Here is a 15,691-nt window from a genome sequence, read left to right as displayed (position 1 = left end):
CGTTACCCTTCTTCTTTCACCAGCGGTGCATAGCGCAACAGCAGACGCTTTTCGCCAATCTCAAAACGCACCTTGGCCACTGTCTTGTCCCCTGCACCACTGATTTCCAGAACCACGCCGTTGCCAAAGCTGGTGTGGTTGACCTTGTCGCCCACGCTGACGGAGATGACTTCTTTCTGCGGTTCCACACGCCCAGCAGCGGTGCGGGCGGAGATGCTGGGCGGCAATGCACCAGAATCGCGGCCGCCCACGGCCGATCCTGCACCCCAGGAGGAACCGGAGTAGCGGCTGGTGCCAAAGTTTCCCGCCACCGGCGCCACCCGGGCCGTGCCTTCGCGCTTCCATTCGATCAATTCGGCAGGAATCTCATCGATAAACTGGCTGGCCGGGTTGTACTGACTCTGTCCCCAGAGGCTGCGCATTTCCGAGCGGGTAATGTATAGCCGCTTGCGGGCACGGGTGAGCCCCACATAGGCCAGCCGGCGTTCTTCGGCCAGCTCCTTGGGGTCAGTGGCGGAGCGCGAATGCGGGAACAATCCGTGTTCCAACCCGGTCAAGAACACCACCGGGAATTCCAGTCCCTTGGCCGTGTGCAAGGTCATCAGCGTGACCACACCCAGCCGTTTGGCTTCGGCAACGGCAGCCGCGGCTTCAGCTTCGGAGCCGCCGGGGGCATCGGGAATCTGGTCGGCATCTGCCACGAGTGAGACCTGCTCCAAGAACTCCCCGAGTGTCCCCTCCGGGTTTTCCTGCCCAAATTCACGCACGACGGCGACCAGCTCGGCTAAGTTTTCCACCCGCGATTCGTCTTGCGGATCGGTACTGGTGCGCAGTGCTTCGAGGTAGCCGCTCTGCTCCAACACAGCTTCCAGCGCTGTGGCCGGTGAGGAGGTTGCCGCAATTTCGGCAAGGTCGGCCATCATCTTGGCGAAGGTGTTGACGGCGTTCAGCGAGCGGGAGGCAATGCCGGGGGCTTCTTCGGCACGAGCCATGGCCGCCGAGAATGAAATCCGCTCGCGTTCTGCCAGCGCTGCCACGGCACCCTCGGCGCGATCGCCAATCCCGCGCTTGGGTTCGTTGAGAATCCTGCGCAAGTTGACGTCGTCGTCCGGGTTGACCAGGGCACGCAGGTAGGCGAGGGCGTCCTTGATTTCCTTGCGCTCGTAGAAACGGGTGCCACCCACCACGCGGTAGGGCAGGCCCACGCGGACCAGGATGTCCTCAATGGCGCGTGATTGGGCGTTCGTGCGGTAGAAAATGGCAACGTCGCCGGGGCGGAGTTCGGACTCGTCCTGAAGCCGATCAATCTCCTTGGCGATGAACCGGGCTTCCTCGTGCTCGGACTCGGCAACGTAGCCCACGATCTTTTCGCCGTCGCCCTCGGCAGTCCACAGCCGCTTCTCCCGGCGATTCGGGTTGCGTGAAATCACGGCGTTGGCGGCGCTGAGGATGTTCTGCGTGGAGCGGTAGTTTTGCTCCAACTTGATGGTGGCCGCGTTGGCGTAGTCCTGCTCGAACTCCACAATATTGCGGATGTCAGCGCCACGGAACGCGTAAATGGACTGATCGGAGTCGCCCACAACTGTCAGCTCGGCGGGAGCCACAGCGGCGCCGGCTTCGGTCCCCACAATTTCTTTTACCAGCGCGTATTGGGCGTGGTTGGTGTCCTGGTACTCGTCCACCAAGACGTGGCGGAAACGGCGCCGGTAGTACTCGGCAACGCCGGGGAAGGCGCGGAACATGTACACGGTTTGGGCGATCAGGTCATCGAAGTCCATGGCGTTGGCCTGGCGCAGACGCTGGGCATAGCCCTTGTAGACTTCGGCAACGGCTGCCGCGAAGGGGTCGCTGAAGTTGGTGTTCATGGAGTTTTCATCGTCGTCGATGAGCTCATTTTTCAGCGCTGAAATCTTGTGCATGATCGATTTCGGTGTGAACTTCTTCGGGTCCAGATCCAGCCCCTTGGCCACCAAGGTGATCAGGCGCAGCGAATCGGCAGAATCATAAATGGAGAAGTTGGAATTCAGCCCGATCGTCTTGGCTTCGCGGCGCAGGATCCTTACGCACGAGGAGTGGAACGTGGAAATCCACATGCTTTTCGCCGCGTCCCCAATGAGCGCCTCGATACGTTCGCGCATTTCCGCGGCGGCCTTGTTGGTGAAGGTGATGGCCAGAATCTGCCCCGGATGAGCCTGTCCCGTGGCCAGCAAATACGCGATACGGTGGCTGAGCACTCGGGTTTTGCCCGAGCCTGCACCGGCCACAATGAGCAGCGGTGAGCCAGTGTGGATCACGGCGGCTTCCTGCTGCGGATTCATGCCCTCGAGCAGGCTGTCCCGATCGGGCCAGCGACGCTGCGAAGGCTCCTCCGGCTGCGCGTGCTGCTCCCAAGCAGGGGCCGCTCCGGCGAACTCCGGCATATCGGCGCCGGGATCTTCCTGCTCAAAAGGCTGCCACGCGGGCAGTCCGGCACCTGCGCTCAGCGTTGGCTTGGGCTTCTGGGGGTAAGGGTCAAACAACATATCCATGGTGCAATCCAGTGTAGTTCGCCCCACTGACATTCCCGTGCCTACCCGCTACTCGCGCGCAGCTACCCCGGCAGAGCTCCTGTCCGCAGCGCTGCGGCAAGCTCGGCCACAGCAGCTTGAGGACCAGCCACACACCAATCCAAGCCATTGACGCGCACGACGGCGGTGTCCCCGCCTGCCGCTTCAACGATCCCTTTGCCCGGGAGCCAGTCCCAGGACGGGACGCTGTGCTGGAACCATACTCCCAACTCGCCTTGGCCGACCCGGGCAAGATCGCACGAACCGGATCCCATCATGCGCAGCGTGGCGGGCAGTTCGGCGGCTTTCCGCCACGGCAATGCCGCCCGGGGCTGGGCTAGCCAACCGGGGTGGATGTACGTTCCGGCAGACAGCGACCCCACCAACGCCGGCGCAAGGGTGCGGATCGGCTGCCCATTCAACGTGGCAGGCACGTCGGCGCCCCCCAACCACAGTTTGTCTTCTTCAGGCTGGAACACTGCGCCCAGCAGCACCTCAGCGTTGGTGAGCGGGTCCGGCGTCGAACTTTCAGGGGCGCCTTCATCGGTGGAGAGTGGCGAAGATCGGACCAGGGCCAGCGCCGAGCACCAATAGGAGGAGCCGCTGGTGAAGTTGTAGGTGCCATCCACGGGGTCGATGATCCAGGTCCGCCCCGAGGTGCCCACATATCCGGCGCCTTCCTCACCCAGAATGGAGTCCTCCGGGCGGGCGGCGCGCAGGGCCTTAAAGATGTGGGCCTCGGCGGCGAGGTCGGCGGCGGTGGCAAAATCGGCGACGTTCGCCTTGATCTGGCGGCCGGAGTGCAGGGCGTCGAGGCCTTCGGCTCGGATGGATAGGGCCAGTGCCCCGGCTTCGCGCAGGAGTTTCGTCGCCAATTCGCTGTCGCTGGGCGCTGAATTCTGAAAGTGTGCCATGCCCCAAGCCTAATCTGGGCGATAATGGATTCATGGCAAAAACTCCCGCCCAGCGTGCTGCCCTGCATGGCAAGGCTGCAACACCGCCCAGTACACCTATCGTTAACACGAGCACGACGCGGACGCCGCAGAAGGCTCAGGGCAACGCAAATCTGATCCTGATCGCCGGCTCCGTGGCCAGCCTATTCTTGTTTGCGTACCTTCATCTGCTGACACTGAACCAGATGAGGGACCTAGCCGACGGTTTGGCCATGCCGCAGTCGTTCGTTTTTGGTTTTAGTTCGGCCCATGTGGAGGCGCTGCGCCTGGCCATGGATGCCGATGCGCTGGGCCAGCTGAACTATGTGGGCAAGACCGCCGGGACCCTCTTCGCCCTGATTTTCGCCATCACGGCGTTGACCTTGATCGCCTCTAATGTGGCCAAAAAGTCGCTGCGCTGGACGCTGTGGGTGCTGCCGCTTGCCTTTGCCGCGATTTCCCTGTGGTCCAATGCGGCCGTGGATTCCATGCTTGGGGCCGAAACCCTTGACTCGGGAGCGGTGTCGCTGGCTTCGGGACTCGTCACGGCCTCATGGATGTTGCTGATCGCCTCACTGCTGGCTATCGGTGTTGCCCTGTTCCTCGGCGGCAAGAAGAAAGCCGCTTCGCTGCGAGCCTGAACCAGTTTTTTGCTTGCCTGCCTGTTCCGCTAGGCTAGGTGACGCGCCTCTGTAGTCCAATGGATAAGACAGCCCTCTCCTAAAGGGCAGATCCGGGTTCGATCCCCGGCGGGGGCACTTTTCATGCCCGCATTCAGCGCTGCCGTCCCGGCGTTTTTTGGCGTTTTGGAGAAAGTGAGAACGGTCATGGCTTCCGGGCTTACTTCCTCAGCTCCTTCCCATGCCGGCCGTGGTGTGGCCACATCCATCGTTGCCTCGGTCCTGTTCGCCGTCATTTTCCTGATTGCCGGGCTCCTTCCGGGGTGGGGCGCTCAGGAGATCTTTGGCTGGCGCGTGGTCCTGACGTTGGCAACTCTGGGCGCAATGATGCCGTTCCTGCCCGGGGCTCGTACTGAGCTCCGGAACCTTCTCTTTAGAGTTCGACGCCGGCCAGCCCTCCTTCTGCCCGGGGTATTCGCGGCCGGGATCGTCGGCGTGCAGCTATGGCTTTTCATGTGGGCGCCGCTGAATAATATGGCGCTCTCGGTGTCCTTCGGTTATTTCCTGCTGCCACTGACCATGGTTTTGGCGGGGCGGATTTTCTTCGCCGACAGACTCAGCCGATTGCGGAAATTTGCGGTTGCCGCAGCGGCGGTGGGCGTGGCTCATGAGGCGTTCTCCGCGGGCGGTCTGGCCTGGCCAACTCTGGTGGTGTGTTTGGGCTACCCCATCTACTTTGTGCTGCGGCGCAAATTTGGATTCGACAACCTGCCAGCCTTTGCTGCCGAGCTACTGCTGTTGCTTCCGGTGGGCCTTTTTTTCATTCTGACCGGTCCACACGGCGTGGGTTCTGATGCCGGAACCACCGGCCTCTTCGCAGCCATCTCGATCGGCGTGCTCGGTGGTGTCGCCATGGCCCTGTATTTGCTGGCGAGCAAGTGGCTACCCCTCTCACTGTTTGGACTGCTCAGTTATGTGGAACCGGTCCTCTTGGTGGGCGTTTCCGTGTATTTGGGCGAAACGCTGGGCTGGAGTTCCATATTCACCTACGGTCCCATCTTGTTGTCGCTGCTATTCCTAGCGGTGGATGGCCGGCGCCGGACCCCTCGCCTCCGCTGACCGGCGCCGTCCACCTGCCACACCCAACGCTCCCTCTCTGCGTGCAAAACACTGGCCGCGCTAGACTCAACGCCATGAACCAGCCCCTGGCGTTTAACGGATCTTTCCCTCTTGACGAAGACGGTTTTCTGGCCTTGGTTTCCCCGGCACACTACAGCGGGTTCGTTGGCGAGGACTGGACTCTGGCTCAACTCCTGGACCGGTTCGTGGAGCAAATGAACCTGGGGAACGCCTTCATCGCCTATCCAGGAGACGACGCTGCCGATGAACCATTCCAGCTTGTGAACCGGCATGTTGCTGGCAGGGTGGTGCGGGAGGCGTCTGGCACACTCCGGGTGGGCGACGCCGGTCTGTGGCTGACGAGCTATACGCAGCTGACCATGGCAGCACAATTTCAGGACGAGGACGCTGCCGATCCTCAAAATAGCCTGCGCCTGCCCTGCGCCCCTGGCGTTCACCGGGTGTCGCTGCGTGAACTGGCAGACGCCGACTCCTCGTTTGAACTTGAGCTCCAACCGGCGGACAACGCCGTACCAGTGCAGCACAAGTCTGTCCCCTGGTTTGGGTAATGAGATTGCGTGGGCGGCGCCTCCCACTCGGCGGGCCAGGTCCCAGCGGGGGATGATGGAGCCATGAGCATTGCAAAAACCGTCATCTTGTTCGTCCTGGCCGCCGTGGCTGAAATCGGCGGCGCCTGGCTCATTTGGCAGGCGGTGCGCGAGGACAAGGCCTGGTGGTGGGCCGGACTGGGAATCGTGGCGCTCGGGGCGTACGGCTTCATCGCAGCAATGCAGGCCGACGCCAACTTTGGCCGCGTCCTGGCCGCGTACGGCGGGGTGTTCATTGCAGGTTCCCTGGTCTGGGGCATGGTGTTCGACAAGTTTTCACCCGACCGCTGGGACGTGATCGGCGCCCTTATTGCACTGCTTGGCGTCAGCGTAATCATGTTCGCCCCGAGGGCAGCCTAGCCAGTCTCCACCATTGCACCCGTTCTCGGCGCCGTCAGTACTTTGGAATTTCGACGGCTAGGATCAACACGTGAAAAAAATCCTCAGAGTCTCAGCCGTCTGCATTTACGATCCAGCCGGGCGCCTGCTGACAGTCCGCAAACAGGGCACCAGCAAGTTCATGCACCCTGGAGGCAAACCGGAGCCCGGCGAATCCGCCGCTGAGGCCGGTGTCCGGGAACTATCCGAGGAAGTCGGACTGAAGATAACCGCCGTCGACCTTGAACTCATCGGGGTGTGGACGGGCACCGCCGCGAATGAGTCCAATACCGACATCGAAGCCACGGTCTTCACGGCTCCCGGCACGTGGGACCCTGCTGAAATACACCCGGCAGCCGAGATCGCAGAACTGCGTTGGATGCATCTGGATGCGGCCGCGGACTTCGACGATCTCGCCCCGCTCCTCACCGAGTACGTCCTCCCCCACCTCACCAACCTAAACAACTAGCCCTCCTGCGGGCCGAGGTGACTGTAGGCAAGCTGGGCCAGTGCCGCTGCCTGGTCGCCAAGGACGGCGTCGTCGAAAAGCACGCGGGGTGAGTGGTTGAATTCGGCGGTGGCCAGGTCCACCCCATCCGGCGAACAGCTCAGGAAAACAAACGTCCCGGGGACTTCCGCCAGCACGAGTGAGAAATCCTCGGACCCCATCAAGGCCGTGTCCATCAAGGCCACCCGGTTCTCACCAAACTGCGCGCGCAGCACCTTGATGGTGGCGGCGGCACTGTCGGGATCGTTGTTGGTCACCGGGTAGGTGGTCAGGAATTTCACGTCAGCGGTGCAGCCGTGGGCGGCGGCAATACCGTCGGCCAGCTGTTTGGATTCCGCGGCGAGCTTGTCGGTGGAGGCCTTGGACAGGGTGCGCACGGTGGCTCCCAAGGACGCCGATTCGGGGATGACATTGAGCCCCTCGCCGGCGGACAGCTGGGTGACCGAGATGATGACCGGGTCAAAGGCATCGAACTTCCGGGTTGCCATGGTCTGCAGGGCCGTGCCGATCTCCAGGAGTGCCGGTACGGGATCCGTGGCGGTGTGCGGCTGCGAACCGTGCCCGCCAACCCCGTTGACGGTGATGTGCAGTTCGTTGGCGCCAGCCAAGATGGGTCCCGGCTTCGTCATGAAGACACCGTTGGGCCCCGGCCCCACGTGGATCGCGTAGGCGGCAACCGGCTTGTCCCCGGTCGCTTCAAGGAGACCCTCGCCGAGCATGACCCCGGCACCGTTGTACCCTTCCTCGCCGGGCTGGAACATGAATATGACATTGCCGGCAAGCGCATCGCGGCGGGCAGTCAGCAGGCGGGCGGCACCCACAAGTCCAGCAGTGTGGAGGTCGTGTCCGCAGGCGTGCATGTAGTCGTTGGTTGAGGCGTAATCGAGGCCAGTCAGCTCCTTGACGGGCAGGGCATCCATGTCGCCGCGCAGCAGCACCGTGGGCCCGGGCGCGGCCCCGCGCAGGACGGCAACAACAGAGGTGGCTTCGGCACCGAGCGTAATTTCTAGGCCCAATCCGCGAAGGGCGGCAAGGACCTTGGCCTGAGTGCGGGGCAGGTCCAGACCAATCTCCGGGTTTAGGTGGAGGTCGCGGCGAATGGCCACGAGGTCATCGAGAATCTCGGCTCCGGCTGCGATGAACGACATTTAGTACCTTTCACATGGTGCAGGTTTCACCGCGCAGGAAACACGCCTGTCACCCAGAAGATACAACTTAAAGTCCCGCTTGGCCACAGCTTGGCCACAGCCGGGGCGCCGCTAGTTGCCGTCCGGCACCTCGGCGTCCGCAACAGCGGCCACAGCCTGGGCGAACTGGGTGTCGTGCAGTTCGGCGTAACGGCCACCGGCACCAATGAGCTCCTCGTGCGTGCCACGCTCAACAATGCGTCCAGCTTCCAGCACCAAAATCACGTCGGCAGAGCGGATGGTGGAGAGCCGGTGCGCAATGACCAGCGCGGTCCGGCCTTCCAAAGCCTCACCCAAGGCGGCCTGCACGGCGGCCTCATTGGTGGAGTCCAGAGCGGCCGTTGCCTCATCCAAAATCACCACGGCCGGCTGCACCAACAACAGTCGCGCAATGGTCAGGCGCTGACGCTCGCCACCGGAAAGCCGGTACCCGCGCTCCCCCACCACAGTGTCCAGACCGTCGGGCAGCGCCTTCGCGAAATCCTCCAACCGGGCACGGTGCAGCACATCCCAAATCTCCGCATCCGTGGCCGTGGGCTTGGCCAGGCGTAGGTTGGAACGAATGGATTCGTGGAACAGGTGCCCGTCCTGGGTGACCATGCCCACGCCGGCGCGGAGGCCATCGAAGGACAGATCCCGCACGTCCACGCCACCCAAGCGCACGGTGCCGGAACCGACGTCGTACAGGCGGGACAAAAGCTGGGCAATGGTTGATTTGCCGGCACCCGAGGATCCCACCAGCGCAATGGTCTGGCCGGGCTCGGCGCGGAAGGAAATCCCGTGCAGCACGTCTTCGCCGCCGCGCGTGTCCAACACGGCAACGTCTTCCAGCGAGGCGAGCGAGACCTTGTCAGCCGACGGATAGGCGAAGCGGACATCGCTGAACTCCACGGCGAGCGGGCCCGCCGGCAGCACCACCGGCACAGGCTTTTCGGCAATCAGCGGCTTCAAATCGAGAATCTCAAACACGCGGTCAAAGGAAACCAGCGCGCTCATGATGTCCACGCGGGCGTTCGCCAGGGCGGTGAGCGGGGCGTAGAGGCGGGTCAACAGCAGGGCCAGTACGACGACGTCGCCCGCGTTGAGCGTGCCACCGATGGCTAGGGCGCCACCCAAGCCATACACGAGCGCCAGGGCCAGGGAGGAGACCAGCATGAGCGCGGTGAAGAAGACGAATTGCAAGATGGCCGTGCGCACGCCAATGTCACGGACACGGTTGGCGCGGGAGGCGAACTCGCGGGATTCCTCGGCGGGGCGGCCAAACAGCTTGACCAAGGTGGCGCCGGGAGCCGAGAAACGCTCGGTCATCTGGGTGCTCATATCCGCGTTCAGGTCGGCGGCCTCGCGGCGCAGCCCGGCCAGTCGGCGACCAAAACGGCGGGCCGGCATGAGGAAGATCGGCAACAAAATCAGGGCCAAAACCGTCACCAGCCACGAGGTATTCAGCATGACAATGAGCGTCAACACCAGCTGAACGGAGTTGGACACAATGCCCGAAAGCGTGCCGGAAAATGCCTGTTGCGCGCCAATGACATCGTTGTTGAGGCGGCTGACGAGCGCACCCGTGCGGGTTCGGGTGAAGAAGGCGATGGGCATGCGCTGCACGTGGTCGAACACGGAGGTGCGCAAATCCAAGATGACCCCCTCACCCAGATTCGCCGAAATCCAGCGGATCACCAGGGAGAGCCCAGCGTCCAAAACAGCTACGAGAGCAATCAGACCTGCAAGGCGGATCACCACATCCACGGCAGATTTCGCCACAATGGCATCCACCACCTGGCCTGCCAGCACCGGAGTGGCCACCGCCAGCGCCGCCGAGATGACCGACAGCACCACAAAGATCAGCAGTTTGCGGCTGTAGGGCTTGGCGAACAGGATGGTGCGGCGCAGGGTGTCCTTCGAGATTCCGCCGTTGGACTTATCCGAGCGCATGGTGCTCCAAAGTGAGCTCCAGGCAGCGCCTTCCATACTCATGCGTGTGTTCCTAATCATTAAGAGGGCAAGCTACAAGCCTAAACGCCCGGCCCCGCCTTGGGAATTCCCGGGTTCCGATTCCGCTGCCGGCCTGCGCCTCCGGCATCCAGCTCCGGCATCCAGCTCCGGCACCCTTGAGACCGAGATTCACATCACCAACGTCTCCATTGCTACGCCGGAGGAAATATTGCCGACCGTTTTGTGGTTTCACAGTGGTAGCGTCCAAGCATGGGCTCGCCGTGACCCAACAATTTGGCGGCATACGGCATTACAAAAACGTGCACAACAAACGCGCACGGCAATCGTTCACAGTAAAGGAACACATCAACATGAATCGTCGCAGTTTCGGAGTCGTCGGATTACTTGCAGCAGCATCGCTTGTCCTGGCGGCATGCGGCGGCACCACGGATACGGGAACCACCGCTGGCGGGGACACGTCCTTGAGTAGCGTGAAGGATGCCGGTGAGATTGTGTTCGCTACCGAGGGCACCTACAAGCCGTTCAGTTACCACGAAGGTGGTGCTGGCGAGCTGACCGGTTACGACGTTGAGGTCGCCAAGGCTGTGGCCGAGAAGATCGGTGTGAAGGCCAAGTTTGAAGAAACCCAGTGGGATTCCATCTTTGCCGGGCTGGAAGCCAAGCGCTTTGACGCCATTGCCAACCAGGTGACAGTCAGCCCGGAACGTCAGGAAAAGTATGAGCTGTCCACGCCGTACACGGTTTCCCGTGGCGTCATCGTCACCCTGGAAGGCACCACGGATATCAAGTCCTTTGCCGATCTCAAGGACAAGACCACGGCTCAGTCGCTGACCAGCAACTGGTACACGCTGGCAACTAAAAACGGCGCCAAGGTGGAGGCCGTTGAGGGTTGGGCCCAGGCTGCCTCGCTGCTGAAGGACGGCCGCGTTGATGCCAGCGTCAATGACAAGCTCACCGTGGAGGACTACATGAAGAACACGCCTAACTCGGGCCTGAAGATCGCCGCAACCACCGATGAATCCTCCGACTCCTCCATCGCCTTCCACAAGGGCTCTACTGCTCTCAAGGACGCCGTTGATGTGGCGTTGAAGGATCTCGCCGCAGATGGCTCGTTGACCAAACTGAGCGAAAAGTACTTTGGCGAAGACTTCAGCAAGTAAGCGCCGGTCACGAACCCGTTAGAGTTCAGCCATGGACTTTAATCTTTTCTGGAGTTCCTTAGGCCCCATGCTGCTGGGCGCCATCAAGGGCACCATTCCACTGACACTGGCCTCGTTTGTTCTGGGCTTGCTGATCGCGCTGGTCATTGCCGTCATGCGCATTAGCTCGAACAAACTGGCCAGTGGCGTGGGCCGGGTCTACGTCTCGATCATCCGTGGCACACCCCTACTGGTGCAGTTATTCGTGATTTTCTACGGGCTGCCCACCATCGGGGTGAAGCTCGATCCCTGGCCCAGTGCCATCATCGCCTTCTCCCTGAATGTGGGTGGTTACGCGGCCGAGATCATTCGCGCCGCTATCCTCTCGGTGCCCCGCGGCCAGTGGGAAGCCGGGCACATGATCGGGATGTCGCGCAACCAGACGCTGCTGCGCATCATCTTGCCGCAGGCCGCTCGGGTGTCCGTCCCACCGCTGTCCAACACCTTCATTTCGCTCGTCAAGGACACGTCCCTGGCATCGCTGATTCTGGTCACCGAGATGTTCCGTGTGGCCCAGCAGGTGGCCGCATTCAGCCAGGAATTCATGCTGCTTTACCTTGAAGCAGCCCTGATCTACTGGGTCATTTGCCTCATCTTGTCGACTGCCCAGACCCGCGTGGAAAAGAGGTTGGACCGCTATGTTGCCCACTAATACTGCTTCAGTTCTTCAGGTCCGTGGCCTGACTAAGGCTTTTGGTGCCAACACCGTGCTGCGCGGCATTGATCTCGATGTCCCGCGCGGCAAGGTGGTGGCGCTCATTGGCCCATCTGGGTCCGGCAAGACCACTGTGCTGCGTTCCCTTAACGGCCTTGAAACCCCCGACGCCGGATCCGTCACCATGGGTGCCCGGGACGCAACCGCAGAGTCCGCGCTCACCATTGACTTCGGTGACTCCGCCGCCTCGAAGAAGGCTCGTGCAGCTGAGGTTGCCGCGTTACGTGACCGCAGCGCCATGGTCTTCCAGCACTACAATCTGTTCCCCCACAAAACGGTGTTGCAGAACGTCATCGAGGGCCCGGTTCAGGTGCAAAAGCGCCCCCGTGCCGAAATTGTCGCCGAGGCGGAAAAGCTGCTGGCGCGCGTGGGCTTGGCCGACAAACGCGACGCCTACCCCTTTGAACTTTCCGGCGGACAGCAGCAGCGCGTGGGCATTGTGCGCGCCCTGGCTTTGAAGCCGCAACTACTCCTTTTCGACGAGCCCACCTCTGCACTAGACCCTGAACTGGTGGACGATGTTCTGGCCGTTATCAAGGAGTTGGCCGAAGAAGGCTGGACCATGGTGATCGTGACCCACGAACTCGCCTTTGCCCGGCAGACAGCGGACGAGGTGGTCTTCATGGACGGCGGCGTGGTGGTGGAGCGCGGTCCGGCCAGTCAGGTGCTACGCAACCCCCAACAAGAACGCACCCAAGCTTTCGTACGGCGCCTGCTTCACGAAAACTAACGCCGGGCGCTGCTTCTGGGTAGCCCGCTCTCAGGTAGCGCCGCTCTGAGGTAGCCGCGCTCTCAAAAGATGGGGAGTGCGCCCCATCGCCAACTGCATACTCGGTGACATAGCTTGATACAAAGCTATTCCACGCTACTGGATTGATTTTTTTATCCGGCGTATTCCGATCTTGCACAGGGGAAACACATGAGCGAACCATCCACCGCCGGCCCTATTATTTTGCGGCGCATGCAAATGAGCACCACGGCATGGACACTGCTGTGCGAATCAACCAGCGCCACCCTGGGACTACCGGCAGAAACCACAAACAGTGCAGCACCCTTAGCTAAGGAAGCCACGGCGGCGGGCTGGGCAGAACTCAATGAACTCCAGATGTCCCCGCTGCCAGGTGAGGTAACGCGGCAGTGGACGGGCGCCGTCGCACTTCTTTTGACGGCTCCCATCACGGTGACGGCGCGGGGCACGTACAACGGTGTCAGCACTACTAGTGCTGTGGGGCTGCGGGCCGGGCGCGGGCTGGCCGTCCACCAGCGGCACGTGTCGGAGCAAGGCCCGGCTGGGACCACCATCACCGGCAGCGAAGACAGCATGGAGATCACGCTGTTCAACGAGGAAAACGTGTGGGGTGCGGTGTCCCGGCTACTCCCGCCACTGGATGTAGTGCGTGCACCGGCCAAGGCTGGACCCAGCAACGCCGAACCTGCGGTGGTCCTCGGTGCGGGGACCGATCCGGCGTCGCTCCCTCCCGAGGACGCGAATATCACTCTCAGCGTCACCACGGTATCCCCCGGACTTCCACCGCGGGTATGGTCAGGCATGTGGTCGGTCCAGGGCGAGACGTTGTATTCGGTGACCACCCGCAACACGGCATCCAGCCCTGAGAATAACAGCGAAAACAGCGCTGCGGCTAACACCTCAGCCAATGGGGCGGCCCCTGAATTGCGGATGACCGAGGTGCCTGCAGGGCACATCGCCCACGAACTGGTCTTCGCCGTGGTTGGCGCCCACGACGCCTTGGCGGCAGCCGAAGCCGCCGCTGCAACCGCGCCGAGTGCGGCCGGTGCGCCTGGTGCGGCCGGTGCACCGAGTGCGCCGAGTGCGGCCGAAGATAGCACCAAATGAGCACGGGGATGCAGGGGCTTGATCCCGCGGACTGCCGTGATCTGATCAAGGTCTTGAAGAATTCCGCGCGTCAGCTGGACCAGGCAGGTGCGTTCCTGAGCCAGACTGTTGCCCACACGGGATGGCAGGGTCCGGATAGCCAGCGGTTCCGCGCGCAGTGGCCGGCCAACCGGAAACGCCTGAGCAGCACTGCCCGAGATTTGGACGATGCCGCAACGCAGCTGCTGCGCGAAATTGCTGAGCAGGAACGGGCCAGCTCCGTGGACGATGGCGGAGGCTTCTGGGACAGCATCATCGATGCTGGACAGAACCTCTGGGAGGACGTCACCGAAGGCGTCGGCGATGTTGTGGATGGTGTCGGCGATGCTGTTGACGGCGCCCTTGACACGGTGAGAGACGGGCTGAGTTGGCTTGGCGGGGAAATCATCCGGCTCCCCGCCATTAGCCCGGTGTGGAACTTCGCCAACCAGTTGGGCCATTTGAGCGTCATGGGCTTCAATATGCTCACCGGCAATCCACCGTCCGTGTCTGCACTGGCCGCCCAGGTGGGCTTGACCATAGGGGCTGGCATCAATTTCGGGGTGAACGTGTTTACCCGGGGCCAGGTGGATCTCCATATTTTTGACGACGGACGTCCCTACGCTGGGGAACCCATCCCTGTAGCTGACAACACCTCACGACCCGAACTGACGCTACCCAGCTCCGCCAGCGCCATGATTCAAAGCGTCTCCGACGCGTACGTTGCCGGAGATGTGCCGGGCACCGAGAACGGTGATATCCGCATCCTGAAGATTGAACAGCCCGACGGTAGCTTCGCGTACATAGTCAACATCCCGGGAACAGAGAATTGGGGCGTCACTGGCGGTGGACAGAGCCGGGATCTGACCAGCAACTTGATGGTCATGGCGGGCCAATCCAGTTCAGCCCAGCAAGCCGTAATCCTGGCCATGCAGCGCGCCGGCATCCCTCCGGGAGCGCCCGTCATGATCAATGGGCACAGCCAGGGCGGCATGCTGGCGATCGCCCTCGTATCGGATCCTGCCTTCATGGCACAGTACAACATTACAAACGTCATGACTGTCGGTTCACCTGTGGACGGCGCCAATGTGGACCCCCGCGTCAATATCTTGGAAGTTGCACACGCGGGCGATCTAGTCCCCCAGCTGGACCTCGGCGGCCTCCGCGCTGATGACTCAGTCCCCAGCCAACCCTCCAATGTCACCACCGTGACCATGGACAACCCACCTGCCAACGAGCAACAGGACGCTCAGTTTAGTCAGACGGGTCGGGGCATCGGAGCTGGGGTTGGTGAGGCCATAGGAAACCTTCCGGGCGGAGCTACCCCAGATCAGGCCAGCAGGGTTGTCGGCGCTGCCGGGGCGGCTACTGGCACGGCTGCCAGTGACGCCATCACGAATCATGACTTCAATAATTACGTCGATTCCATGGCCAACACCGATCGGTACACGCAAATCGCGGACTATGAAAACGATCCGTCCATGAATCCGTTCCTCACCAATGATGCGTCCCGGGTGACCGCCGTGGATGTCCCCACCGGCCGGTATGAGATTTGGGACAGGATTAGGTTAAGGTAGCCAGATGCTCAAGAAAGCAAAAACTGTCGCCCTCGTGGGGCTGCTGGCACTGCTGCTCAGCGCCTGCAACGTCGGCGGAGGTGCCAATAAAACCGGCGACGACGGCTCCGTGGCACAAAACCTCAACGTAGCCATCGCAGCTGTTCCCGGTGTGGAGTCGGTAGATTCGCGGTACACCGTGAAATCCGGTATGGGTTCCTCCGTCACAGTGAGGATTACGGCCGAGGCCGGAACCCCTTCATTGGAAACAGTCATGGAGGAGTCCTTGAGAGCGTTTGCGGGTGCCTCCGAAGGGATCAACACAACGTCAAAGGTGTCCTTCCAAGTCACCGAGGCTGGGCAGGAAAACACCATCAACCCCACCGCGCTCGGACTTCCTCAGAAGCCCAGCGTCACGCAGATCATCGCCTACGCCAACGGTGCTCAATAAACGGGGCTCAATAAACGCACTACCGATAATGTTCGCCGTAAGTTCC

The 15,691-nt window shown here is 62.0% G+C and carries 15 protein-coding genes and 1 tRNA gene; 12 read left to right on the top strand and 4 right to left on the bottom strand.

The window, feature by feature from the left end; translation table 11 throughout:
- Positions 1-2: 2 nt before the first annotated feature.
- Together pcrA and AB0O97_RS10065 are read right to left on the bottom strand one after the other, a co-directional pair.
- Positions 3-2,420, bottom strand: a complete 2,418-nt coding sequence (pcrA, locus tag AB0O97_RS10070) for a DNA helicase PcrA (protein ID WP_363838158.1) — start codon at positions 2,418-2,420, stop codon at positions 3-5.
- Between the two features lie 170 nt (positions 2,421-2,590).
- On the bottom strand, positions 2,591-3,460 hold the full coding sequence (locus tag AB0O97_RS10065) for an inositol monophosphatase family protein (RefSeq protein WP_363882146.1): 870 nt from the start codon (positions 3,458-3,460) through the stop codon (positions 2,591-2,593).
- A gap of 32 nt (positions 3,461-3,492) precedes the next feature.
- On the opposite strand from AB0O97_RS10065, the gene AB0O97_RS10060 reads away from it, so the two are divergent.
- The 6 genes from AB0O97_RS10060 to AB0O97_RS10035 all read left to right on the top strand — a co-directional run bounded on the left by AB0O97_RS10060 (position 3,493) and on the right by AB0O97_RS10035 (position 6,672).
- A complete protein-coding gene (locus AB0O97_RS10060) occupies positions 3,493-4,119 on the top strand; it encodes a hypothetical protein (protein ID WP_363837474.1) in 627 nt (208 codons plus the stop codon).
- A gap of 45 nt (positions 4,120-4,164) precedes the next feature.
- A tRNA-Arg gene (locus AB0O97_RS10055) sits at positions 4,165-4,236 on the top strand.
- 6 nt (positions 4,237-4,242) lie between these two features.
- Positions 4,243-5,217, top strand: a complete 975-nt coding sequence (gene rarD, locus AB0O97_RS10050; RefSeq protein ID WP_363882144.1) for an EamA family transporter RarD — start codon at positions 4,243-4,245, stop codon at positions 5,215-5,217.
- A 74-nt stretch (positions 5,218-5,291) separates the two neighbouring features.
- Positions 5,292-5,786, top strand: coding sequence for a hypothetical protein (locus tag AB0O97_RS10045; RefSeq protein WP_363837479.1), 495 nt, complete (start codon positions 5,292-5,294; stop codon positions 5,784-5,786).
- A gap of 63 nt (positions 5,787-5,849) precedes the next feature.
- Positions 5,850-6,185, top strand: coding sequence for a YnfA family protein (locus tag AB0O97_RS10040; RefSeq protein WP_363837482.1), 336 nt, complete (start codon positions 5,850-5,852; stop codon positions 6,183-6,185).
- 70 nt (positions 6,186-6,255) lie between these two features.
- Complete coding sequence (locus AB0O97_RS10035) at positions 6,256-6,672, top strand: NUDIX domain-containing protein (RefSeq protein WP_363882142.1); 417 nt, start codon at positions 6,256-6,258, stop codon at positions 6,670-6,672.
- Here the strand turns inward: AB0O97_RS10035 and AB0O97_RS10030 are convergent.
- On the bottom strand, positions 6,669-7,859 hold the full coding sequence (locus AB0O97_RS10030; protein WP_363882140.1) for a M20 family metallopeptidase: 1,191 nt from the start codon (positions 7,857-7,859) through the stop codon (positions 6,669-6,671). The genes AB0O97_RS10035 and AB0O97_RS10030 overlap by 4 nt on opposite strands.
- A 111-nt stretch (positions 7,860-7,970) precedes the next feature.
- Complete coding sequence (locus AB0O97_RS10025) at positions 7,971-9,872, bottom strand: ABC transporter ATP-binding protein (protein WP_363882138.1); 1,902 nt, start codon at positions 9,870-9,872, stop codon at positions 7,971-7,973.
- Between the two features lie 329 nt (positions 9,873-10,201).
- Between AB0O97_RS10025 and AB0O97_RS10020 the strand changes: the two genes are divergently transcribed.
- The 6 genes from AB0O97_RS10020 to AB0O97_RS09995 all read left to right on the top strand — a co-directional run bounded on the left by AB0O97_RS10020 (position 10,202) and on the right by AB0O97_RS09995 (position 15,645).
- Positions 10,202-11,011 carry an amino acid ABC transporter substrate-binding protein gene (locus AB0O97_RS10020; RefSeq protein WP_363882136.1) on the top strand — a complete coding sequence of 270 codons (810 nt, stop codon included), beginning with the start codon at positions 10,202-10,204 and terminating at the stop codon, positions 11,009-11,011.
- A 31-nt stretch (positions 11,012-11,042) separates the two neighbouring features.
- Complete coding sequence (locus AB0O97_RS10015; protein WP_363837495.1) at positions 11,043-11,702, top strand: amino acid ABC transporter permease; 660 nt, start codon at positions 11,043-11,045, stop codon at positions 11,700-11,702.
- Positions 11,689-12,495 (top strand): amino acid ABC transporter ATP-binding protein, encoded by an 807-nt coding sequence (locus AB0O97_RS10010; protein ID WP_363882134.1) that lies wholly within the window; start codon positions 11,689-11,691, stop codon positions 12,493-12,495. The genes AB0O97_RS10015 and AB0O97_RS10010 overlap by 14 nt, the downstream gene beginning before the upstream one ends.
- Positions 12,496-12,684: 189 nt before the next feature.
- Positions 12,685-13,620, top strand: a complete 936-nt coding sequence (locus tag AB0O97_RS10005) for a hypothetical protein (protein ID WP_363882132.1) — start codon at positions 12,685-12,687, stop codon at positions 13,618-13,620.
- Positions 13,617-15,215, top strand: coding sequence for a hypothetical protein (locus AB0O97_RS10000; protein ID WP_363882130.1), 1,599 nt, complete (start codon positions 13,617-13,619; stop codon positions 15,213-15,215). The genes AB0O97_RS10005 and AB0O97_RS10000 overlap by 4 nt, the downstream gene beginning before the upstream one ends.
- Before the next feature lie 4 nt (positions 15,216-15,219).
- On the top strand, positions 15,220-15,645 hold the full coding sequence (locus tag AB0O97_RS09995) for a hypothetical protein (RefSeq protein WP_363882128.1): 426 nt from the start codon (positions 15,220-15,222) through the stop codon (positions 15,643-15,645).
- Positions 15,646-15,691 lie beyond the last annotated feature (46 nt).

Source organism: Specibacter sp. NPDC078692 (assembly GCF_040686835.1).
GTDB lineage: Bacteria > Actinomycetota > Actinomycetes > Actinomycetales > Micrococcaceae > Specibacter.
Note: the sequence above shows the minus strand (reverse complement) of the source record. Positions and strands in the feature narration are given on the sequence as shown.